This is a genomic window from Chitinophaga cymbidii, assembly GCF_007992715.1.
Classification (GTDB): domain Bacteria; phylum Bacteroidota; class Bacteroidia; order Chitinophagales; family Chitinophagaceae; genus Chitinophaga; species Chitinophaga cymbidii.
Window position 1 is genome coordinate 75451 of the sequence record NZ_BKAU01000001.1, and the last position, 16407, is coordinate 91857.

General features: G+C 52.9%; 12 protein-coding genes. 2 read left to right on the forward strand and 10 right to left on the reverse strand.

Annotated elements, in window-relative coordinates; all coding sequences use genetic code 11:
- Nucleotides 1-11: 11 nt before the first annotated feature.
- Nucleotides 12-1163 carry a PepSY-associated TM helix domain-containing protein gene (locus tag CCY01nite_RS00320; RefSeq protein WP_146857313.1) on the reverse strand — a complete coding sequence of 384 codons (1152 nt, stop codon included), beginning with the start codon at nt 1161-1163 and terminating at the stop codon, nt 12-14.
- On the reverse strand, nt 1163-3586 hold the full coding sequence (locus tag CCY01nite_RS00325) for a TonB-dependent receptor (RefSeq protein ID WP_146857314.1): 2424 nt from the start codon (nt 3584-3586) through the stop codon (nt 1163-1165). The genes CCY01nite_RS00320 and CCY01nite_RS00325 overlap by 1 nt, the downstream gene beginning before the upstream one ends.
- A gap of 152 nt (nt 3587-3738) precedes the next feature.
- Between CCY01nite_RS00325 and CCY01nite_RS00330 the strand changes: the two genes are divergently transcribed.
- On the forward strand, nt 3739-4263 hold the full coding sequence (locus tag CCY01nite_RS00330; protein WP_146857315.1) for a hypothetical protein: 525 nt from the start codon (nt 3739-3741) through the stop codon (nt 4261-4263).
- Between the two features lie 85 nt (nt 4264-4348).
- Here CCY01nite_RS00330 and CCY01nite_RS00335 read toward each other — a convergent pair whose 3' ends face one another.
- Genes CCY01nite_RS00335 through CCY01nite_RS00345 form a run of 3 tightly spaced genes read right to left on the reverse strand, consistent with a single transcriptional unit; the run spans nt 4349 to nt 10210 of the window.
- The gene (locus CCY01nite_RS00335; RefSeq protein ID WP_146857316.1) at nt 4349-5575 is read right to left on the reverse strand and encodes an alkaline phosphatase family protein; all 1227 of its coding nucleotides are present in this window, start codon (nt 5573-5575) and stop codon (nt 4349-4351) included.
- Between the two features lie 17 nt (nt 5576-5592).
- Nucleotides 5593-7071: a SusD/RagB family nutrient-binding outer membrane lipoprotein gene (locus CCY01nite_RS00340; protein ID WP_146857317.1), complete on the reverse strand. Its 1479-nt coding sequence runs from the start codon at nt 7069-7071 to the stop codon at nt 5593-5595.
- Nucleotides 7072-7105: 34 nt separating this feature from the next.
- Nucleotides 7106-10210, reverse strand: coding sequence for a SusC/RagA family TonB-linked outer membrane protein (locus tag CCY01nite_RS00345; protein ID WP_222614288.1), 3105 nt, complete (start codon nt 10208-10210; stop codon nt 7106-7108).
- Between the two features lie 356 nt (nt 10211-10566).
- On the opposite strand from CCY01nite_RS00345, the gene CCY01nite_RS00350 reads away from it, so the two are divergent.
- Nucleotides 10567-11199, forward strand: coding sequence for a TetR family transcriptional regulator C-terminal domain-containing protein (locus CCY01nite_RS00350; RefSeq protein ID WP_146857319.1), 633 nt, complete (start codon nt 10567-10569; stop codon nt 11197-11199).
- On the opposite strand, the gene CCY01nite_RS00355 is transcribed toward CCY01nite_RS00350, so the two are convergent.
- The 5 genes from CCY01nite_RS00355 to leuC all read right to left on the reverse strand — a co-directional run bounded on the left by CCY01nite_RS00355 (nt 11150) and on the right by leuC (nt 16294).
- Complete coding sequence (locus CCY01nite_RS00355) at nt 11150-11422, reverse strand: CBU_0592 family membrane protein (protein WP_146857320.1); 273 nt, start codon at nt 11420-11422, stop codon at nt 11150-11152. The two genes, CCY01nite_RS00350 and CCY01nite_RS00355, sit on opposite strands and share 50 nt — an antisense overlap.
- A 127-nt stretch (nt 11423-11549) precedes the next feature.
- The gene (locus CCY01nite_RS00360; RefSeq protein WP_146857321.1) at nt 11550-13055 is read right to left on the reverse strand and encodes a 2-isopropylmalate synthase; all 1506 of its coding nucleotides are present in this window, start codon (nt 13053-13055) and stop codon (nt 11550-11552) included.
- A gap of 33 nt (nt 13056-13088) precedes the next feature.
- The gene (gene leuB / locus CCY01nite_RS00365) at nt 13089-14168 is read right to left on the reverse strand and encodes a 3-isopropylmalate dehydrogenase (RefSeq protein WP_146857322.1); all 1080 of its coding nucleotides are present in this window, start codon (nt 14166-14168) and stop codon (nt 13089-13091) included.
- A 21-nt stretch (nt 14169-14189) separates the two neighbouring features.
- Nucleotides 14190-14789 carry a 3-isopropylmalate dehydratase small subunit gene (gene leuD / locus CCY01nite_RS00370; RefSeq protein ID WP_186830833.1) on the reverse strand — a complete coding sequence of 200 codons (600 nt, stop codon included), beginning with the start codon at nt 14787-14789 and terminating at the stop codon, nt 14190-14192.
- Nucleotides 14790-14896: 107 nt separating this feature from the next.
- Entirely contained in the window at nt 14897-16294 is a 1398-nt protein-coding gene (gene leuC / locus CCY01nite_RS00375; protein WP_146857323.1) for a 3-isopropylmalate dehydratase large subunit, read from the reverse strand.
- Between the last annotated feature and the right edge of the window lie 113 nt (nt 16295-16407).

The window sequence follows — 16407 nt, forward strand, 5'->3', positions numbered from 1 at the left end:
AAATGCCCGCGTCATCCGCGGGCATTTTCCATATAGGAACGTAATACGATCCGCTTTCGCTTTACTTTCTTTTGCGTTCCGCCCTTCGCGCCTTTCAGCCAGATCAGCAAGCCGGTCACCGGCAGGGATGCCGCCAGCAGGCAGGATACCAGCGCCAGTATCTTTGTAGGCCAGCCGAATATATTGCCGGTGTGGATGGGATATATCGCGCGGCGGACTTTCATGCCCGTGCTCTGGTCTTTATACAAACGTTTCCGCAACACGTTGCCGGTACCGTTTTCGTAATATATAAAATCGACCACGTTGGTGATCTTCGCTTCGTAATTCTCCTTGGTAACGGCAACGGATAAACTGTCATTCGGCGGAAACCGGAAGGCCAGGCCCCCTTTGTACGGCAAGTCCCTGTTCACCTGCTGGTAGAGCCGTTCATAAAATCCTTCGTCCGCCGGCTGCATCACCTTATTGGCAGGCGCGGTGTAAGGCTCCATGAGCTTTCCGTCGAACAACATAAAAATGCCGTTATTGAACCATTTATAACTCCAGGTAAGCCCCGTCAGCGCAATAACAAAAATGAGCAGGTGCATGTAAAAGCCACCCACCGCATGCAGGTCCCACACGATCCGCTTAAATGATCCCGTCCATTTAATGCGGAGGCGCTGCCGGAGATACTTCCAGCGTTTCGGCCACCACAGCACAATACCACTGATCACCAGCACAAGGAAGATCAGGCAGGCAACGCCGGTAACGGCTTTGCCCGCATCACCCGCGAGCAGGTAGCGGTGCAGGCGGAGCATGATGGGGAAGAAACGTTTTTCTGCCTCCACGCCTTTTATCACTTCGCCGGTATACGGATGCACCGCAATGAGGTAGGTAACTGTTCCTTTTTTGCCGTAAAATAAAGCGGTGCGGTCCGGTGCATGCGGCTCCATTTCAAGACTGGTCAGCTTAATGGCCGGATCGAAATTCTCCGCCTGTTTCTTCAGGCTGTCTACCGGCAGGCGCGCCGCTCCGGGCGTAACGAAGTACAGCCGGTGGCTCGCCAGGTGCTCGATCTCCTTTTCGAAGACCAGCACGGCGCCGGACAGCGTGACTATCAAAACTACAAGGCCGGAGCCAAGCCCCAGCCAGAGATGTAGTTGCCGTATGATCTTTTTAGCAGTCATTAAAATGTATAAGCTACGGATGTAAGCCAGTTCCGCGGCGCCCCCGGGAACAGGCGAAGATAGTCATATCCGCCCACCCAGTGCGTTTTGTTGAGCACGTTGTTCAGGTTGAACTGTATCTGGAACTTGTCGATGCGGTAGTACACAGCGGCGTTGAGCAATTCGTAGCCGGGCAATACCTGGTCAGCATTGGAATCCATGAACCGCTGCGTCACAAAATTGCCGCCCGCCCCGAAGCCGATGCCGCGCAATACGCCGCTGCTGAAAGAGTACTTCGTCCAGAAAGAACCCTGGTGCTGCGGTGCGCCGGGGGACTGACGGCCGACTTCTTTTGGTTCATCGCTTTCCTTGATCGGCATATCATTATAGGCGTAAGCCAGTGTTACAAACCATTCCGGTGTGATCTGCCCTTTTACATCCAGCTCCACGCCTTTCGATTCCACATCGACCTCCCGCAGCTGGTCGCTTCCCGGCATACTGAGCAACATGTTCTCCTGGTAAATGCGGTACACGGAAACGGTGGCGGAGAGCCTGTTCTTGAAGAAATCGCCTTTGGCGCCCGCTTCTATCAGGCTGCTTTTAACAGGGTCAAAAGGCCCTCCCGCATCCGGATTGGTCATGTTCACCGAGGTTTGCGGATTGTATCCCTTTGAATAAGTAGCATACAGGTTGATGTCTTTCGTCAGGGAATAAACGAGGCCAAGGCGGGGAATGATGGCATCCTGCTTCACGATCTCTTCCGTTGGCTTCTCGTAGTTCAGCCAGTCGCGGTAAGCATCATACCGCAGGCCAAGCAGCGCCTGGAACCTGCCGATCGTGATCTGGTCCTGCACATACAGGCCATGCGCATTGTACAGCGTAGGATCATATGCGGCTTTAACGAAGAAGTATTTGCTCATATCATACAGCTGGTATGGACTGGCAGCTGTAAGATCGAAATGCGGCACGTTGGGCACGGGGCGGTTTTGCGCATCATACATAAAGCGCCAGGGTTCCGCCGCATTGTAAGCGCCAGCTCCTGTGTTCGTATTGTTCCGGTACCCGTTGGCAGTGAGCTGGGATGCGCCCCAGGGCGTTTTGGATTGCGCAAAGTCATATCCCGCCAGCAGCTTATGGTTCAGTGAACCCGTGTGCACATCAAATGTAAAATAGGTGGAAATATTATCGGAAACCGTGCGGCGGTTGCGGTCGAACACCTGCATTTCTACCAGCGTGGAAATCGGCTTGCCCGCGCTGTCTTTCGCGTAGGTATTGGCGCCGCGGTGCTCCAGCAGGTCTTCTTCCCAGGAAGTTTTCAGGTAAGCGACGTTGAACTGTACCGCGTCCGAGAACTTGTGCGTCAGCGATGCGGTGATCATCAGGTTATCTTCATTCAGATAATCATTCACCGCATTGATGCTTTTGGAAATGGGCGTGGAATAAATATCGTTGTTGCCGAATACGGCCTGCCCGCGGTCCAGCCGGCTCATGCTGCGGTTGTACACCACGTCCACATTCACCTGCGTTTTATCATTCGGGATAAATGAAATGGAAGGCGCCACGATGAAGTTTTTGTCGTATTGCAGATCGCGGAAGCTCTGGGAATTTTCATATCCAATGTTCATGCGGTAGAGCAGGGTTCTGGATTCATTCAGCGGCCCCGTGAAATCGGCCAGCGTGCGGAAAGTATTGTAGCTGCCCGTTGTGAAGCTGATGCTCTGCCGCGGATCTCTCAACGGTTTTTTCGTTACACGGTTGATGATGCCGCCTGGCGAGCTGTTGCCGAACAGCGCCGCAGCGGGACCTTTGATCACTTCCACCCTTTCGAGGTAATTCGTCAGCGGCTGCTTCCAGAAACCGGTGATCGTCCGGAGGCCGTTCATCAGTTGTACGGAGGAATTGTTTTGCGTGCGGAAACCACGGATCGTAAAATCATCATACGCGGTATACTGGTTCACGCCGCTCATATATTTAACCACGTCGCCGATGCGCATCGCCTGCTGATCGTACATCAGCTCCTTGGTAACGTAGCTGATGGATTGCGGTACGTCTTTCAGTGCGGTAGCTGTTTTTGTGCCGATGAAAGAGTTGGTGTTCTTGTACCCGGATTCCTTGCGGCCGGTGATCTCTACAGATTGCAGTTGCTCCGCGGAAGAAGTGAGCACAATATCCACCACCCGCGTTTCCCCCTCTTTCAGATCGATGGTGCGGGAAGCCGGTTCGTAGCCGATATAGGTAAACCGGAGCGTATATTTTCCGGGTTGAAGATCGTTCAGGTTGAATTGTCCGGACACATTGGTCACCGTATTTTTTCCTTTTCCGAGCATAACGCTTACACCCGGCACCAGGTTATTATCCTGGTCTTTCACGGTGCCTTTCACAACAGATTGACCGAAAACGCCGCCGGCGCAAAGAACCAGCAGGCCCATCATCAAGATTCGCATAAGGGAGGTAAATTTTAATTGATTCGCCCGCAAAGTTCCACACCAATTCAGGGTTTATTGTATCGTAAACGGAAAAAGGTTTACGCGAAACGGAAAAAACTGCGGTTTCCATTTATGCGTGAAAATCAAGATATTAGCGAAAAATATTTCGTATGCGGGTGGAGCACAGGCGGCTGTTCCGGTTGAACATCATTTTTAAGGCGCTGGCGGGGTACCAGGTACTGGGAGGAATGCTCGGCTTCGGTATGTTGGCGTGGTCTTACGCCGGCGCAAACCGGTTCGATCCGTTGCTGTTGCTGATAGTAGCAGTGCTGTACGGGTTCTCTGTCTGCTGCGGGGTGCTGATCCTGAAAAAACCGGTAGCGGGATTACATTATTCCTTTATACATCAATTGTTGCAGACCGTACACATCGGCTGGCACGGATATGTGTTCAAATATATTTCCGGGCTGGCGCTTTCGCTGAGCTGGTCCCCTTTCAGCGGCTCCGCTTTCTCCCTTCAGGCGGAGCTTTCCCGGTTCAATATTTCCGTTAGCGGCGCCGGCGGGGGAGCTTTCATCGGCATCAATCTGCTGGCGATCTTTCTCTCCGGCTACCTGCTGTATGTACGGGAATCTTATTCGGAAGCTTTGCTGGCAAAGGAGATCACACATATTACGGACATCAGTGAAAATTAACCCAGTAAATTATCCGCACGTTTAAAAAGAAGGAAGGCATTGCGCCCGCTGGGCGCAATGCCTTCCTTTACAATAATTCTCTCCATTACTTCACCACGATCCACCGGTTCAGAAAATTATCCGGCGTTTCAATCACCACTTTATAGAAGCCCGAAGCCCCGCCCGCATCAATAACGGCTTCCTCTTTACCAACAGGCACGGTGGCTTTCAGCACATATTGATCCCTGCCGCCTTCCTTAAACCGGTTGGCGGTGGTCAGCCATATCTTCGCATCTCCTTTCCGGCCGGTGGCCTTCCAGGTTACTTTGATCTTCCCGTTTTCCAGCCGGGCGCCGGGATGGGTGGCGGCTACAGCGCCGGTCAGCGGTATTCCGTCTACTTCCATCAGCTGCTCCCGGGGTATCTGAACGCCCAAAAAATTGGCGATGGAAGGCATAATATCCACGATACCGGGGTGGCCGGTTTTGAAATAATTGTTCAGGTGCTGCGCATTGGTAACGATCCAGGTGCTGCGCTCGCGGTCGGATTGTCCGCCGTGATGCTTGCCGGTGGCGCTGTCCCGGCCATGGTCCGTAGTGATGTAGATCACCCAGTCTTCTTTGAATTGCTTTTCCCGGTACCGGATGGCTTCCCACAGGCGGCCCATTTGCTTGTCCATCAGGTCCACGGCGCGGAAGTACTCGGGACTGTCGCCATACCGGTGGCCCATGTCATCGGTGTACTCGAGGTACACCCACGAGAGGTCCGGCGCTTCCTGCCGGATGTAGCGGGCCGCTTCGTCTGTCACCGCATCATCGATATGTTGCATGTACTCTTTTTTCCTGTCGTGCGGATATTTCACCGTATCCAGCTCAAGACCGTCAAAATGATAATCCAGCTGCAGGTTGCCGGTAGCAGGTAATCCTTCGCCGATCAGCTTGGTGCGGTTATCCAGCCAGCTGGAAAAAATGGCCGCTTTCTTTTGCGGGTATTGTTCTTTAAAGAAGCGGAAGATGGTCCAGTAATCATAGTCGGGCGCAGCAATATCATTGTCCCACACATTATGTTTGTTGACCCAGGTGCCGGTCAGCAGGCTATTATAGCCCACCGCGGAAATGGTGGGCGTTTGGGAATACCCGCCTTTCTCGCCACCCACATACGCCCGGGTATACCCGCCGGCTTTGGCGATCCTGTCCAGGTGAGGCGTGGGTTGTTTCTCGATCACATCGGCCGCAATGCCGTCTACGATCACAAATACCGCCTTCTTCGTCTTTTGCGCCTGCAATCCTGTTACACAGGAAAAACATACCGCTATTAAAAATCCTTTCTTCATCTTTCTGAATATGTTTGTTATTGTAAGATCCACATTACGCCATTGATATCATCCCCACCGGGATACTGGCTTTTCACAGCGCTTTCCACATTCACCCGGTTATTGAGAAATTCATCGTTAGGGTACATCCAGCGCTTGGGCACCACGCCGCCGTTCAGTATCCCCGACCCGGTTACGTCGAACGCCGGAAACCCGGTGCGCCGTTGTTCGTAGAACGGCTGCCAGCCGGTATTCATGAACATGCTGATATACTTCTGGGTGATGATCTGCCTGATCTCGTTGCCGGGCTGTAAAGCTACAACAGGCCGGGCAAGATAATCATTGATATCCGCCGTTTCGTAGGTATTGTTGAAATTGGAGAATTCCAGCGAAGCCCTGATGCCGTTCTCGTAGTACGTATCCGCATCACCCGTGATCCATCCGCGCACCACCGCTTCCGCCAGTATGAACTGCAACTCGGCATAGCTCATCAGTACGCTCGGCTCATTGGTGGCCTGGTAAGAATACCGGTCATTGATCTGGGAAGCATTGCCCGCTCCTCTTTTGGCGGTATTCTGGGCCAGGGAGGCGCTGCCCCGCAGACCGTCGTACGCATCAAAATCGTTTGCCGGAAGGTTGGAAGAAGGTGTTGGCTTGCCGAAAACAAACAAGCGCGGATCCTGCAGCTCCTGCAAAATATCTACAAAAGTGCTGTCCAGGTAATAATCCGTTTTCATGGAATTATTGTTGAAATAAGGATACTGGTTGCCCGTGATGTCATAGTAAGGCAGCCGCCCGTTATCCGCGTTGGATGCCAGCAAAGGATACTTGGTGGGATTGGACACGATGTCGCTGAACCGCTGTTGAATGTTTAAAGACGCCTCTCCTTCCTTCTTCGAAAGGCTCATCAATACGCGCAGGGTAAAAGAGTTGACCAGCTTTTTCCATTTTTCAATATCGCCGGCATATACCAGATCCCCCGTCACCGCCAGCTCTGCGGCCGACAAAGAGTCGCTCGCAATTTTAAGCTCGTCCAGCACGCCGCGGTAAACATCCTGCTGCCTGTCGTACGCCGGCCTGATGGCGGCAGTGTCTGTTACGTTATTAAAGCGGATGGACTGCATCATTTTGGAGTAAGGAATATCGCCAAAGGTTTGCGTCATGCCCACAATGAAATACGAGGTCAGGAATTTGCCGATATAACGGTAATTCTTCTTGCCGGTCCGGGCGGCTTCCTGTTCCATTTTTACCACCTGGCTGATGTTGCCATACCCCATGCCGCTGCGCTGCCATCCGTAGTACTGGGAATTGCTCACGCTTTGTGTATACACCAGGTACCGGGAGGCCAGCGCGGCATCTGCCGATATGGTGGAAAAAGCGGTCCTTTCAATGGCGGGCAACAACAGCGAAGGGTCTGCTATGGTAGGATTGTTCGGATTGATCTGGAAGTCCTCGAACTTTTTGCACGAAGCAAAAGCGGCGACCAGTAACAGGAACAATAATGTATGTCGTTTCATCTTGTTAACGTTTAATAAATGTGAATGCAACTGGTTAGAACTTCAGGTTGATGTTGAACCCTAAGGAGCGCATGGACGGCGTTTGCAGGTTGTCGCTTTCCGCATCAGGATCTACATTCGGGATCTTTGACAGGATGAACAGGTTGTTGCCGATCAGCGATACGGAAGCGCTGCTGAACTTTCCTTTTACCCACCGTTCAGGCAAATTATACGTTAACACCACTTCACGCATCTTCAGGTAAGTGCCGCTGTAATAGTGATAGTTGTTCAGCATGCCGCCGCTGGTGGTTTGCATGAAGCTGATGTAGTTCACGGCGGTGGTGTTGGGCGCGAACTTGCGGGTATCGGAAGTAATGTTGCCATGGGCATCATATTCCACGCTGCCCCCGGTTACCACAACACCCGGCCCGACATACGTGTTCTGGCCGGCGTTCGCATCATCGCGGTAAGAAGTAACGGTTCCTTTGGCCGTGCCGCCCCACCACATTTTCTGGTTGGTGGTAGAATAGATCAACCCGCCGAGACGGCCGTCTATAGAAAAGCTGAGCGAAAAGTCCTTGTATTTGAAGGTGTTTTGTACGCCATAGATCCAGTCCGCATCGCTATGCCCGAAATACTGGCCTATGGGGGTATAAGCCTGCATGCCATTGGAGTTGTAAATGGCCTGGCCATCTGGTGCGCGGCTTTCGGTAATGTAGATCCTGTCTGTACGCTGTCCTTCTTTCACCAGCCCGAGGTAACCATCGGAATTATCGGTAGACTCCTTCAGCCAGCGGTGGATGCTGCTGAAGTTGATCGCCGCATCCCATTTAAAGTCTTTGTTCCTGACCGGCGTTCCACTGAGCATGAACTCCCATCCTTTCCGCAGGTAAACATTCGCATTCTTCTGGATGCTGCCGTAGCCGCTGGCCTGGGAAAGGGTAACCGGCTGAAAATTGTTATAGTCCTTATTCCTGAAATAGGTCACGTCTACATTAAGTCTGTTCTGGAAGAAGCCGGCAGCTATGCCATATTCTCCTGACAGTACTGTTTCAGGTACAAGGTCCGGCGATATAAATTGACTTGGCACGCCCAGGGAAGGTACATTGTTCCACTTGGCCCCGATATTATAGGTGAAAATGTGCGCATAGGGGTTGTTATCATTGATAAAGCCGGTATTCACTTTAGCCCAGGAACCCCGTAATTTCAGGAAAGAAATCGCCTTTGGCAGGGTCAGTACATCTGAAAGCACAGCTGATACGCCGGCGGAAGGATAGAAGTAGGCGTTATTCTTGATGGGCAATGTGGAAGTTTTGTCGTACCGCCCGGTCAGCGACAGGTACAAGAAGCCAAATGTTTCAATGTCCAGCATACCATAGGCAGACGCTGTTCTGCGTTCACGCAGCAGGTTGGAACCTTTGAGGGGATTGATGGAATTGCTGATGGCATAAAACCCCGGGATCGTTAACCCGTCTGTAGTGGTGTATGCTGATTCATACCGCCTGTAGTTGTTGGCGCCGCCGGCGGTTACGTTTATTTTAAATGCCTTGCCGAACTGGTGATTGTAGTTCAGGATCAGGTCTGAATTGATATCGAAGTAATTGGCCACATCGGTGGAATAGTTGCCTCTTGAAATGTAGTCATACGCCACATAACTGTTAGGCTCGCGGAGTTCGGAATTGGTGGAATACTGGTTGAATCCGTTCCGGAACTTGACGGTAAAATTGTTGGCGATCTCGTAATCGAAAGTAACCTGTCCGAAACTGTTATTCCGCTTATAACCATTCAGCAGCTCGTTGGCCACAAAATGCGGGTTATTGTACCAGGAGAGGTTGTAGTTGCGCTGCTGCAGACCTTCGCGGCCGGGTATCCAGTAATTTTCGAGATCGCGGATATCGATGTCCGGCCCTATCCAGAGGATCAGGTTATACAGGTAGTTGGGGGGACCATATCCTACGGTGGGATAGTTATCGGAGTACTCCCGGTTGTAGGTCAGCTTCGCATCCATGGTCAGCCTGGGAGACAGCCGGTAGTTACCGCCGATAGAGAACGAAGAGTTGTTCAGCTCCGTGTTGGGCACTACCCCTTTCTGGAAAATGTGGCTGGCGGACACCCGGAAGGAACCTTTCTCGCTTCCGATGGAAGCGGACACGCTATTGGTCGATAGAAGACCGGTCCTGAAGAAATTCCGGATATTGTTGCGGCCTCTCGACACCCAGGGCGTTTTTATACGCTGGCCGGTGTTCGGGTCGATGGGACTATCGTATTGCGTAGTTTCATAAAAGCCGCTGGGCGTGGAGGGATCGCGCTGGTCCAGCTTCGGCCCCCAGATCCAGCCGCCGCCTTCTGTGCCGCCGCCGGAACCGTTCACATACGCATACTTACCTTGATCCCCGCCGCCGTATACCGTTTGCACTTCAGGGACAACGGTATAGCCGGGCTGGAACATGGTAGATGAGTTGACCTCCACAACCAGTTTTCCCCTGCCGCCTTTCTTGGTGGTGTAGAGGATAGCGCCGTTCACCCCCATAGCGCCGTACAACGCGCCGGCAGCAGTGCCTTTCAGTACGCTGATGCTTTCAATATCGTCGGCATTCAGCTTGTAAGGATCGGCATCCGGGTCGGGGATGCCATCTATTACGATCAGCGGCGATCTGCCACGGAGCGATATGCCGGGGTTACGGAAGAGGTCAGTGGTGTTGTTGATATTCAGGCCGGCCACCTTGCCCGTCAATGCGCTCAAAGCCGTGGCGGTCTTGGTTTTGGCCATCGTTTCGCCGCTCACTTCCTGCACAGCGTAACCCAGTGTTTTTTGCTGCTTTTTGATGCCGAGCGCCGTGGTCACCACCACTTCGGCCAGATCGCTGCCGCCGGGCTGCAGCTGAATGTTGATGTTCGTTCTGCCATCTACCGGCACCTGCTGGGTAACATGCCCCAGGAAAGAAAATACAAGCACAGCGTCCCTGGAAACGGAGAGGGAATACTTGCCATCCACGTTGGTGGTGGTGCCCCGGTTGGTGCCACTCACCGAGATCGATACGCCGATCAGCGGGGTATTGTCACTGGCCGAACGCACCGTGCCTGTTACGGTAACATTCGCGCCTGCTGATACGGTAACATTCTGTGCGAATGCCGCCACCTGTAACAGCAATGAAAGCATGAGTAAAAATTTTGTTTTCATAAAAATGACCTGGTTGTTAATAAATAGGATTGCTTATTAAAAAGTGGTGTTCTTTTTTGCTGGCGTAAAAATGTGTATTTAGATCAATGTATAAAAATTAATTGAACATTCATTCAATTAATTTTTATTTTCATAACGTAATCTTTACAATTAGTTAATACGGATTTTGAATGAAATGCCCTATAGGTGATGCATTCAATCATCCTTCCGTATTATGCAACCGTTTGTATTTTTTTTACCGGGAGGCTTTCATAACGGCTGGCATTTATTAAACAGACATACAACATTGAACCGGGAATACTATATTTGCCGGAAATCAGCGAACTGCATTACATATGGGAAGAAGAAGCATCAAGGAGTCCAGGCAGAAAGAAATTATTGAGGCTTTTTACACGATTGCGAAGAAAGAAGGACTTGAAAACGCCTCTATAGCCAAAACGGCTGCGCTCATCAACATCAACCCCAGCCTGGTCATCCACTACTTTAAAACCAGGGAATACCTGGTGTACGGGCTTATTGAATATATCCTTGACCAGTATTTGCTGATCTATAAAACACCCGCCGCCTACAAAGGTGATCCCCATAAAAAACTGCTGAAAGTAATAGACAATATATTCTCGCATAAATGGAACGTGCTGTTCGATGACAGTGTTGCTTACAGTTGCTATTCGCTGGTGTTCCGCGACCAGAAAGTAAAAGAGAACTACAAGGTATTGCTGGACACCCTGCGCGGGAATTTAAGAGCGCTGATAGAGGAATGTAACCAGCAGGGGGTGCTGAAGGTGAAAGATCCGGCGGCGGTGGCGGACACTATTTTTGTGATGGTGGACGGCGCTTATTATTACCTGAGCCTGGTCAGCAATAAAAAAGAGTACAAACAAAAACTGGCGCAGTACAAGGGGCTGGCTTTACAGCAACTTAATTTGGTTTCCCCTTCTTCTTCCGGGAAATCACGACAAAAGCACTGACGGCAATGAGCCCCCACACCAGGTTAACCACCACATTGGGCAGGTCCGCATAATGCAGCGCATTGGCAGTGAGTCCTATGGCGCCTACCGCATTCAGGGTATGGTAGATAAGTTGCCGGGCATTGATCTTGTTCACGCTCAGCAGAAAGTAGGCGAGCAGATAGGCAAGCGTGCCCACCCAGCCCAGCACGGGATAAATACCGTTCAACGACAATAGATACATACTACGGGTTGTTTTGGTTGGCAAATAATAGGCCCCAAGTCCGGGCGTAATATACGCAACCTTCCACAAAAAAAAAGCCGCCCCGGTCCCCCGGGGCAGCGTTCCCTTTACAAACCTTTAAAAAAAATCAGTAGATCTTGTTCAGCGCGTCCACATACGCATGCACGCTGGCATTCACGATGTCTGTGGAGTAACCGAAACCGTAGTAGGATTTCCCGTCGTGGCGCACACGCATGTTCACTTTGCTCACGTCTTCACTGCCGCCGTGCATGGCCTGGATGGAAAATTCATCGATCGTAATCTCGTCGTTGATAATATTGTGGATGGCGTTGATGGTCGCGTTCACGGGACCGTTGCCGGCGGCGCTCGCTTCTTTTTCTTCGCCGTTGATCTGCAGCTTCACGGTGGCCATCGGGCGGAGGGGATCGCCGCAAACCACCTGCAGCAGCGTTACCTTAATGCCCTTGTCGTCATAATTATTGGCAGCGCCGTCGCCCATCAAGGTTTGCAGATCGTGGTCGGTGATTTCCTTTTTACTGTCCGCCATTTCCAGGAAGCGGGTGTACACATCGTCCAGGTTGATCTTGTCGATCTTGTAGCCCAGTCTTTCGAGGTGATGCTTCAATGCGTGGCGGCCGCTGCGGGCGGTGAGGATGATGGCGTTGGATTGCAGGCCGATATCCTCGGGGTTGAGTATCTCGTAGTTCTCGCGGTGCTTCAGCACGCCGTCCTGGTGAATGCCGGAGCTGTGCGCGAAAGCGTTGCGGCCCACGATCGCCTTGTTCGGCTGTACGGGCATGCGCATCATGTTGGATACCAGGTTGCTGATCTCGTAAATGCGTTTGCTGTTGATGCCTGTCGTGTAGCCGAGGGCGTGATGCGTTTTCAGGATCATGGCCACTTCTTCCAGGGAAGTGTTGCCGGCGCGTTCACCGATGCCGTTGATCGTGCACTCCACCTGCCGTGCGCCGTTGATGATGCCGGCCATGGTGTTCGCGGTGGCGAGGCCGAGGTCATTGTGGCAATGCACGGAAATGATGGCTTTATCGATATTGGACACATGGTCCATGAGGTATTTGATCTTGGCGCCGTACTGTTCCGGGAGGCAGTAGCCGTTGGTATCGGGGATGTTCACCACGGTGGCGCCTGCCGCGATCACCGCTTCGATCATCTGCGCGAGGTATGCATTGTCCGCACGGCCCGCATCTTCCGCATAGAACTCCACATCATCCACAAACTTGCGGGCATATTTCACGGCGGAAACGGCGCGCTCCAGGATGTTCTCGCGGGTGCTGTTGAATTTGTATTTGATATGCATGTCCGACGAACCGATGCCGGTGTGGATACGCTTGCGTTTGGCATATTTCAGGGCGTCCGCGGCAGCGTCGATGTCTGCCGTGTTGGCGCGGGTGAGTGCGCAGATGACGGGCTCGGATACGGCTTTGGATATTTCGACGACGCTCTGGAAGTCGCCCGGACTGGAGATCGGGAAGCCAGCTTCGATCACATCCACGCCGAGTGCCTCCAGCTCTTTCGCCACCACGATCTTTTCTACGGTGGTCAATTGGCAGCCGGGGACCTGTTCGCCATCGCGGAGGGTCGTATCAAAAACGTAAACACGATTGTTGTCCATGGTAATGTTATTGAATTTCGAGTTAGTAGGTTATTAGTTCAGGTTTTCCAATACTTTCGCGCCCATCGCGTCCGTGCCAAGCAGTAGTTCGTTCGGCGTGTGTTTGTTGGCGATGTCCATCGTGCGGAAGCCCTGGCGCAGCGTGGCGTCTACCGCGCGGATCACGCGCTGGGACTCTTCCTTCAGTCCGAATGAAATATCCAGCAGCAGCGCGGCGGACAGGATGGAGGCCAGCGGGTTGGCGATGCCTTTGCCCGTGATGTCATGCGCGGAGCCGTGGATAGGCTCGTAAAAGCCAATGGCGTCGCCTACGGACGCGGAGGCCAGCATGCCCATGGAGCCCGCGATCTGCGAAGCCTCATCGGTGAGAATGTCGCCGAACAGGTTGCCGGTGAGCACCACGTCGAAGCGCTTCGGATCCTTGATCAGCTGCATGGCCGCGTTGTCGATGAACATATGTTCGGTTTCCACGTCCGGGTAATCTTTTGCCACTTCCTGCACCACTTCGCGCCAGAGGCGGGAAGCTTCGAGCACATTGGCTTTATCTACAGAGCAGAGCTTTTTGCGGCGCGTGCGGGCGGCTTCATACGCCTTGCGCGCGATGCGCTCCACTTCATATTTATGATAGATCATCAGGTCGGAGGCGGATGAACGGTCGTCGCTCCGCTTCTTTTCCCCGAAATACACATCGCCGGTCAGCTCACGGAAGAAAAGGATGTCCGCGCCCTGCAATATCTCCGGCTTGATGCTGGATGCATGCAACAGGTCGTCGAACAGTTTAATGGGACGAAGGTTGGCATACAGTCCCAGTTCCTTCCGTATTTTCAGCAGGCCCTGCTCCGGGCGCACTTTCAGGGTGGGATCATTGTCGTATTTCGCATGGCCGATAGCGCCGAAGAGGATGGCGTCGCTGGCGCGCGCCTTGTCCAGCGTTTCATCCGGCAGCGGGTTGCCGGTGGCCTCTATCGCCACGTGGCCCATGATGCCTTCGTCAAACGAAAAAGTGTGCTTGTAATTCGCTGCGATCGCTTCCAGTACTTTCTTTCCCCAGGCTGTAACTTCCTGCCCGATCCCGTCTCCGGGTATTACGAGTATTTTCTTTGTGACTCCCATTGATGCGTTCTGATATATTTTTTAAAAATTGAAAGGGCGTGTTGATTCATAAGCGTTGACCTCCTTGTTCAGGCTCAGCAGGTAGTCGATGTCGTCGTAGCCGTTGAGCAGGCAGGTCTTTTTATACGGGTTGATGGCGAATGCTTCTTTTTCGCCGGTGGACTGGATGCGGATGAACTGCTCTTCAAGATTTACTTCCAGTTCAGCGGCCGGATCTTTTTCCACCGCGGCGAAGATCTTCGCCAGGAATTCCTCACTGACCTGCACGGGCAGGATGAAATTGTTCAGCGCGTTGTTCTTAAAGATGTCCGCAAAGAAGCTGCTCACCACTACCTTGAAGCCGTAATCGCCAATGGCCCAGGCGGCGTGCTCGCGGGAGGAGCCGCAGCCGAAGTTCTTGCCGGCCACCAGGATGCGGCCTTTGTACAGCGGGTTGTTCAGTGCAAAGTCCGCTCTCGGGTTGCCTTCCGCGTCAAACCGCCAGTCCCGGAACAGGTTCTCGCCAAAGCCCTCGCGGGTGGTCGCTTTCAGGAAGCGGGCGGGAATGATCTGGTCTGTGTCGATGTTTTCTATGGGTACAGGTACCACGGAGGATACCAGGTTGTGAAATTTCTTGTCCACTATCAGAAAGTTAAACTTGTTATTCAAAAATTAAAGCACCGCTAGCAAATCCAGCCGGCGCAACGCCGGATGCCCCATCCGGCTGATCGGGCCGCGGCAGGGCGGTATCAGATCATCGCCCTTACATCCGTAACGCTCCCCGTGATCGCTGCTGCCGCGGCGGTAAGCGGGCTTGCCAGGAAAGTACGGGCGTTCGGTCCCTGACGGCCTTCGAAGTTGCGGTTGGAAGTGGCGATGCAGTATTTTCCGGCCGGTATCTTGTCCTCATTCATCGCCAGGCAGGCGGAACACCCCGGTTGCCGGAGCTGGAAGCCCGCTTCCTCGAATATCCTGTCGATTCCCTCTTCAATGGCCTGCGCCTCTACCTGCCGGGAGCCCGGTACGATCCATACCGTCACATCCTCCGCTTTTTTCTTTCCTTTCACAAATTCCGCCACCATGCGCAGGTCCTCGATGCGGGAGTTGGTACAGCTGCCGATGAACACGTAATCCACCTTCTTGCCCAGCAGCCGGCTCCCCGGTTCGAGGTCCATATACTGCAGGGATTTGGAGAAAGACGGCTTTTCCTTTTCTTCGATCTCGTTCAGCGCGGGGATGTGCTGCGTAATGCCCATGCCCATACCGGGATTGGTGCCGTAGGTGATCTGCGGCTCTATGTCCGCCGCATCGAACGTCAGTACTTTATCAAATTCCGCGTCGGCATCCGACTGCAATGTTTGCCAGTAAGCCAGGGCTTTGTCCCAATCCTCTCCCGCGGGCGCGAACTCCCGTCCTTTTATATAAGAGAAGGTCGTTTCGTCCGGCGCGATCAGGCCGCCCCTCGCTCCCATCTCTATGCTCATGTTACAAATGGTCATGCGCGCTTCCATGCTCAGGCTGCGGATGGCCTCGCCGGCATATTCCACGAAATAGCCGGTGGCGCCGGAAGCGGAGATCTGCGAGATGATATAGAGGATGATGTCTTTCGATACCACGCCTTTTTTCAGCTGCCCCTTCACTTCTATCTTCATTTTCTTCGGGCGGTATTGCAGGATGCATTGGGTGGCAAGCACCTGCTCCACCTCCGAGGTACCGATGCCGAAGGCGATAGCGCCGAAGGCCCCGTGGGTGGACGTGTGGCTGTCCCCGCACACGATGGTCATGCCCGGCAGGGTAATGCCCAGCTCCGGCCCTATCACGTGCACGATGCCCTGGTAGCGGTGCCCCAAACCATACAGCTCAATACCAAATTCGGTGGTGTTCTGCGTGAGCATCTCCACCTGCTTGCGGCTCAGGGCCTCCTTGATGGGGAGGTGCTGGTCGATCGTGGGAACGTTGTGGTCCGCCGTTGCCCGCGTTTTCCCCGGCCTGAATACCGGTATGTTGCGCTTCCGCAGCCCGTCGAATGCCTGCGGACTGGTCACTTCGTGAATAAAATGCGTATTGATGTACACCGCATCCGGGAACCCTTCCCTGCTCGCCACAATGTGGCTGTCCCAGATCTTGTCAAATAATGTTTTTCCCATGCGTAATTTGCTTAATTTTGTATCCCCCGTCGATTTATACCTTCAAATCTAATTGACACAATTAAACCGCAGATCGTTAAATTTGTCATTATTACGATTCGCAACTGGTATGT

Coding starts and splice junctions, on each gene's coding strand:
- CCY01nite_RS00320 (WP_146857313.1), bottom strand. CDS start 1,163: ATGACTGCTAAAAAGATCATACGGCAACTACATCTCTGGCTGGGGCTT.
- CCY01nite_RS00325 (WP_146857314.1), bottom strand. CDS start 3,586: ATGCGAATCTTGATGATGGGCCTGCTGGTTCTTTGCGCCGGCGGCGTT.
- CCY01nite_RS00330 (WP_146857315.1), top strand. CDS start 3,739: ATGCGGGTGGAGCACAGGCGGCTGTTCCGGTTGAACATCATTTTTAAG.
- CCY01nite_RS00335 (WP_146857316.1), bottom strand. CDS start 5,575: ATGAAGAAAGGATTTTTAATAGCGGTATGTTTTTCCTGTGTAACAGGA.
- CCY01nite_RS00340 (WP_146857317.1), bottom strand. CDS start 7,071: ATGAAACGACATACATTATTGTTCCTGTTACTGGTCGCCGCTTTTGCT.
- CCY01nite_RS00345 (WP_222614288.1), bottom strand. CDS start 10,210: ATGCTTTCATTGCTGTTACAGGTGGCGGCATTCGCACAGAATGTTACC.
- CCY01nite_RS00350 (WP_146857319.1), top strand. CDS start 10,567: ATGGGAAGAAGAAGCATCAAGGAGTCCAGGCAGAAAGAAATTATTGAG.
- CCY01nite_RS00355 (WP_146857320.1), bottom strand. CDS start 11,422: ATGTATCTATTGTCGTTGAACGGTATTTATCCCGTGCTGGGCTGGGTG.
- CCY01nite_RS00360 (WP_146857321.1), bottom strand. CDS start 13,055: ATGGACAACAATCGTGTTTACGTTTTTGATACGACCCTCCGCGATGGC.
- leuB (WP_146857322.1), bottom strand. CDS start 14,168: ATGGGAGTCACAAAGAAAATACTCGTAATACCCGGAGACGGGATCGGG.
- leuC (WP_146857323.1), bottom strand. CDS start 16,294: ATGGGAAAAACATTATTTGACAAGATCTGGGACAGCCACATTGTGGCG.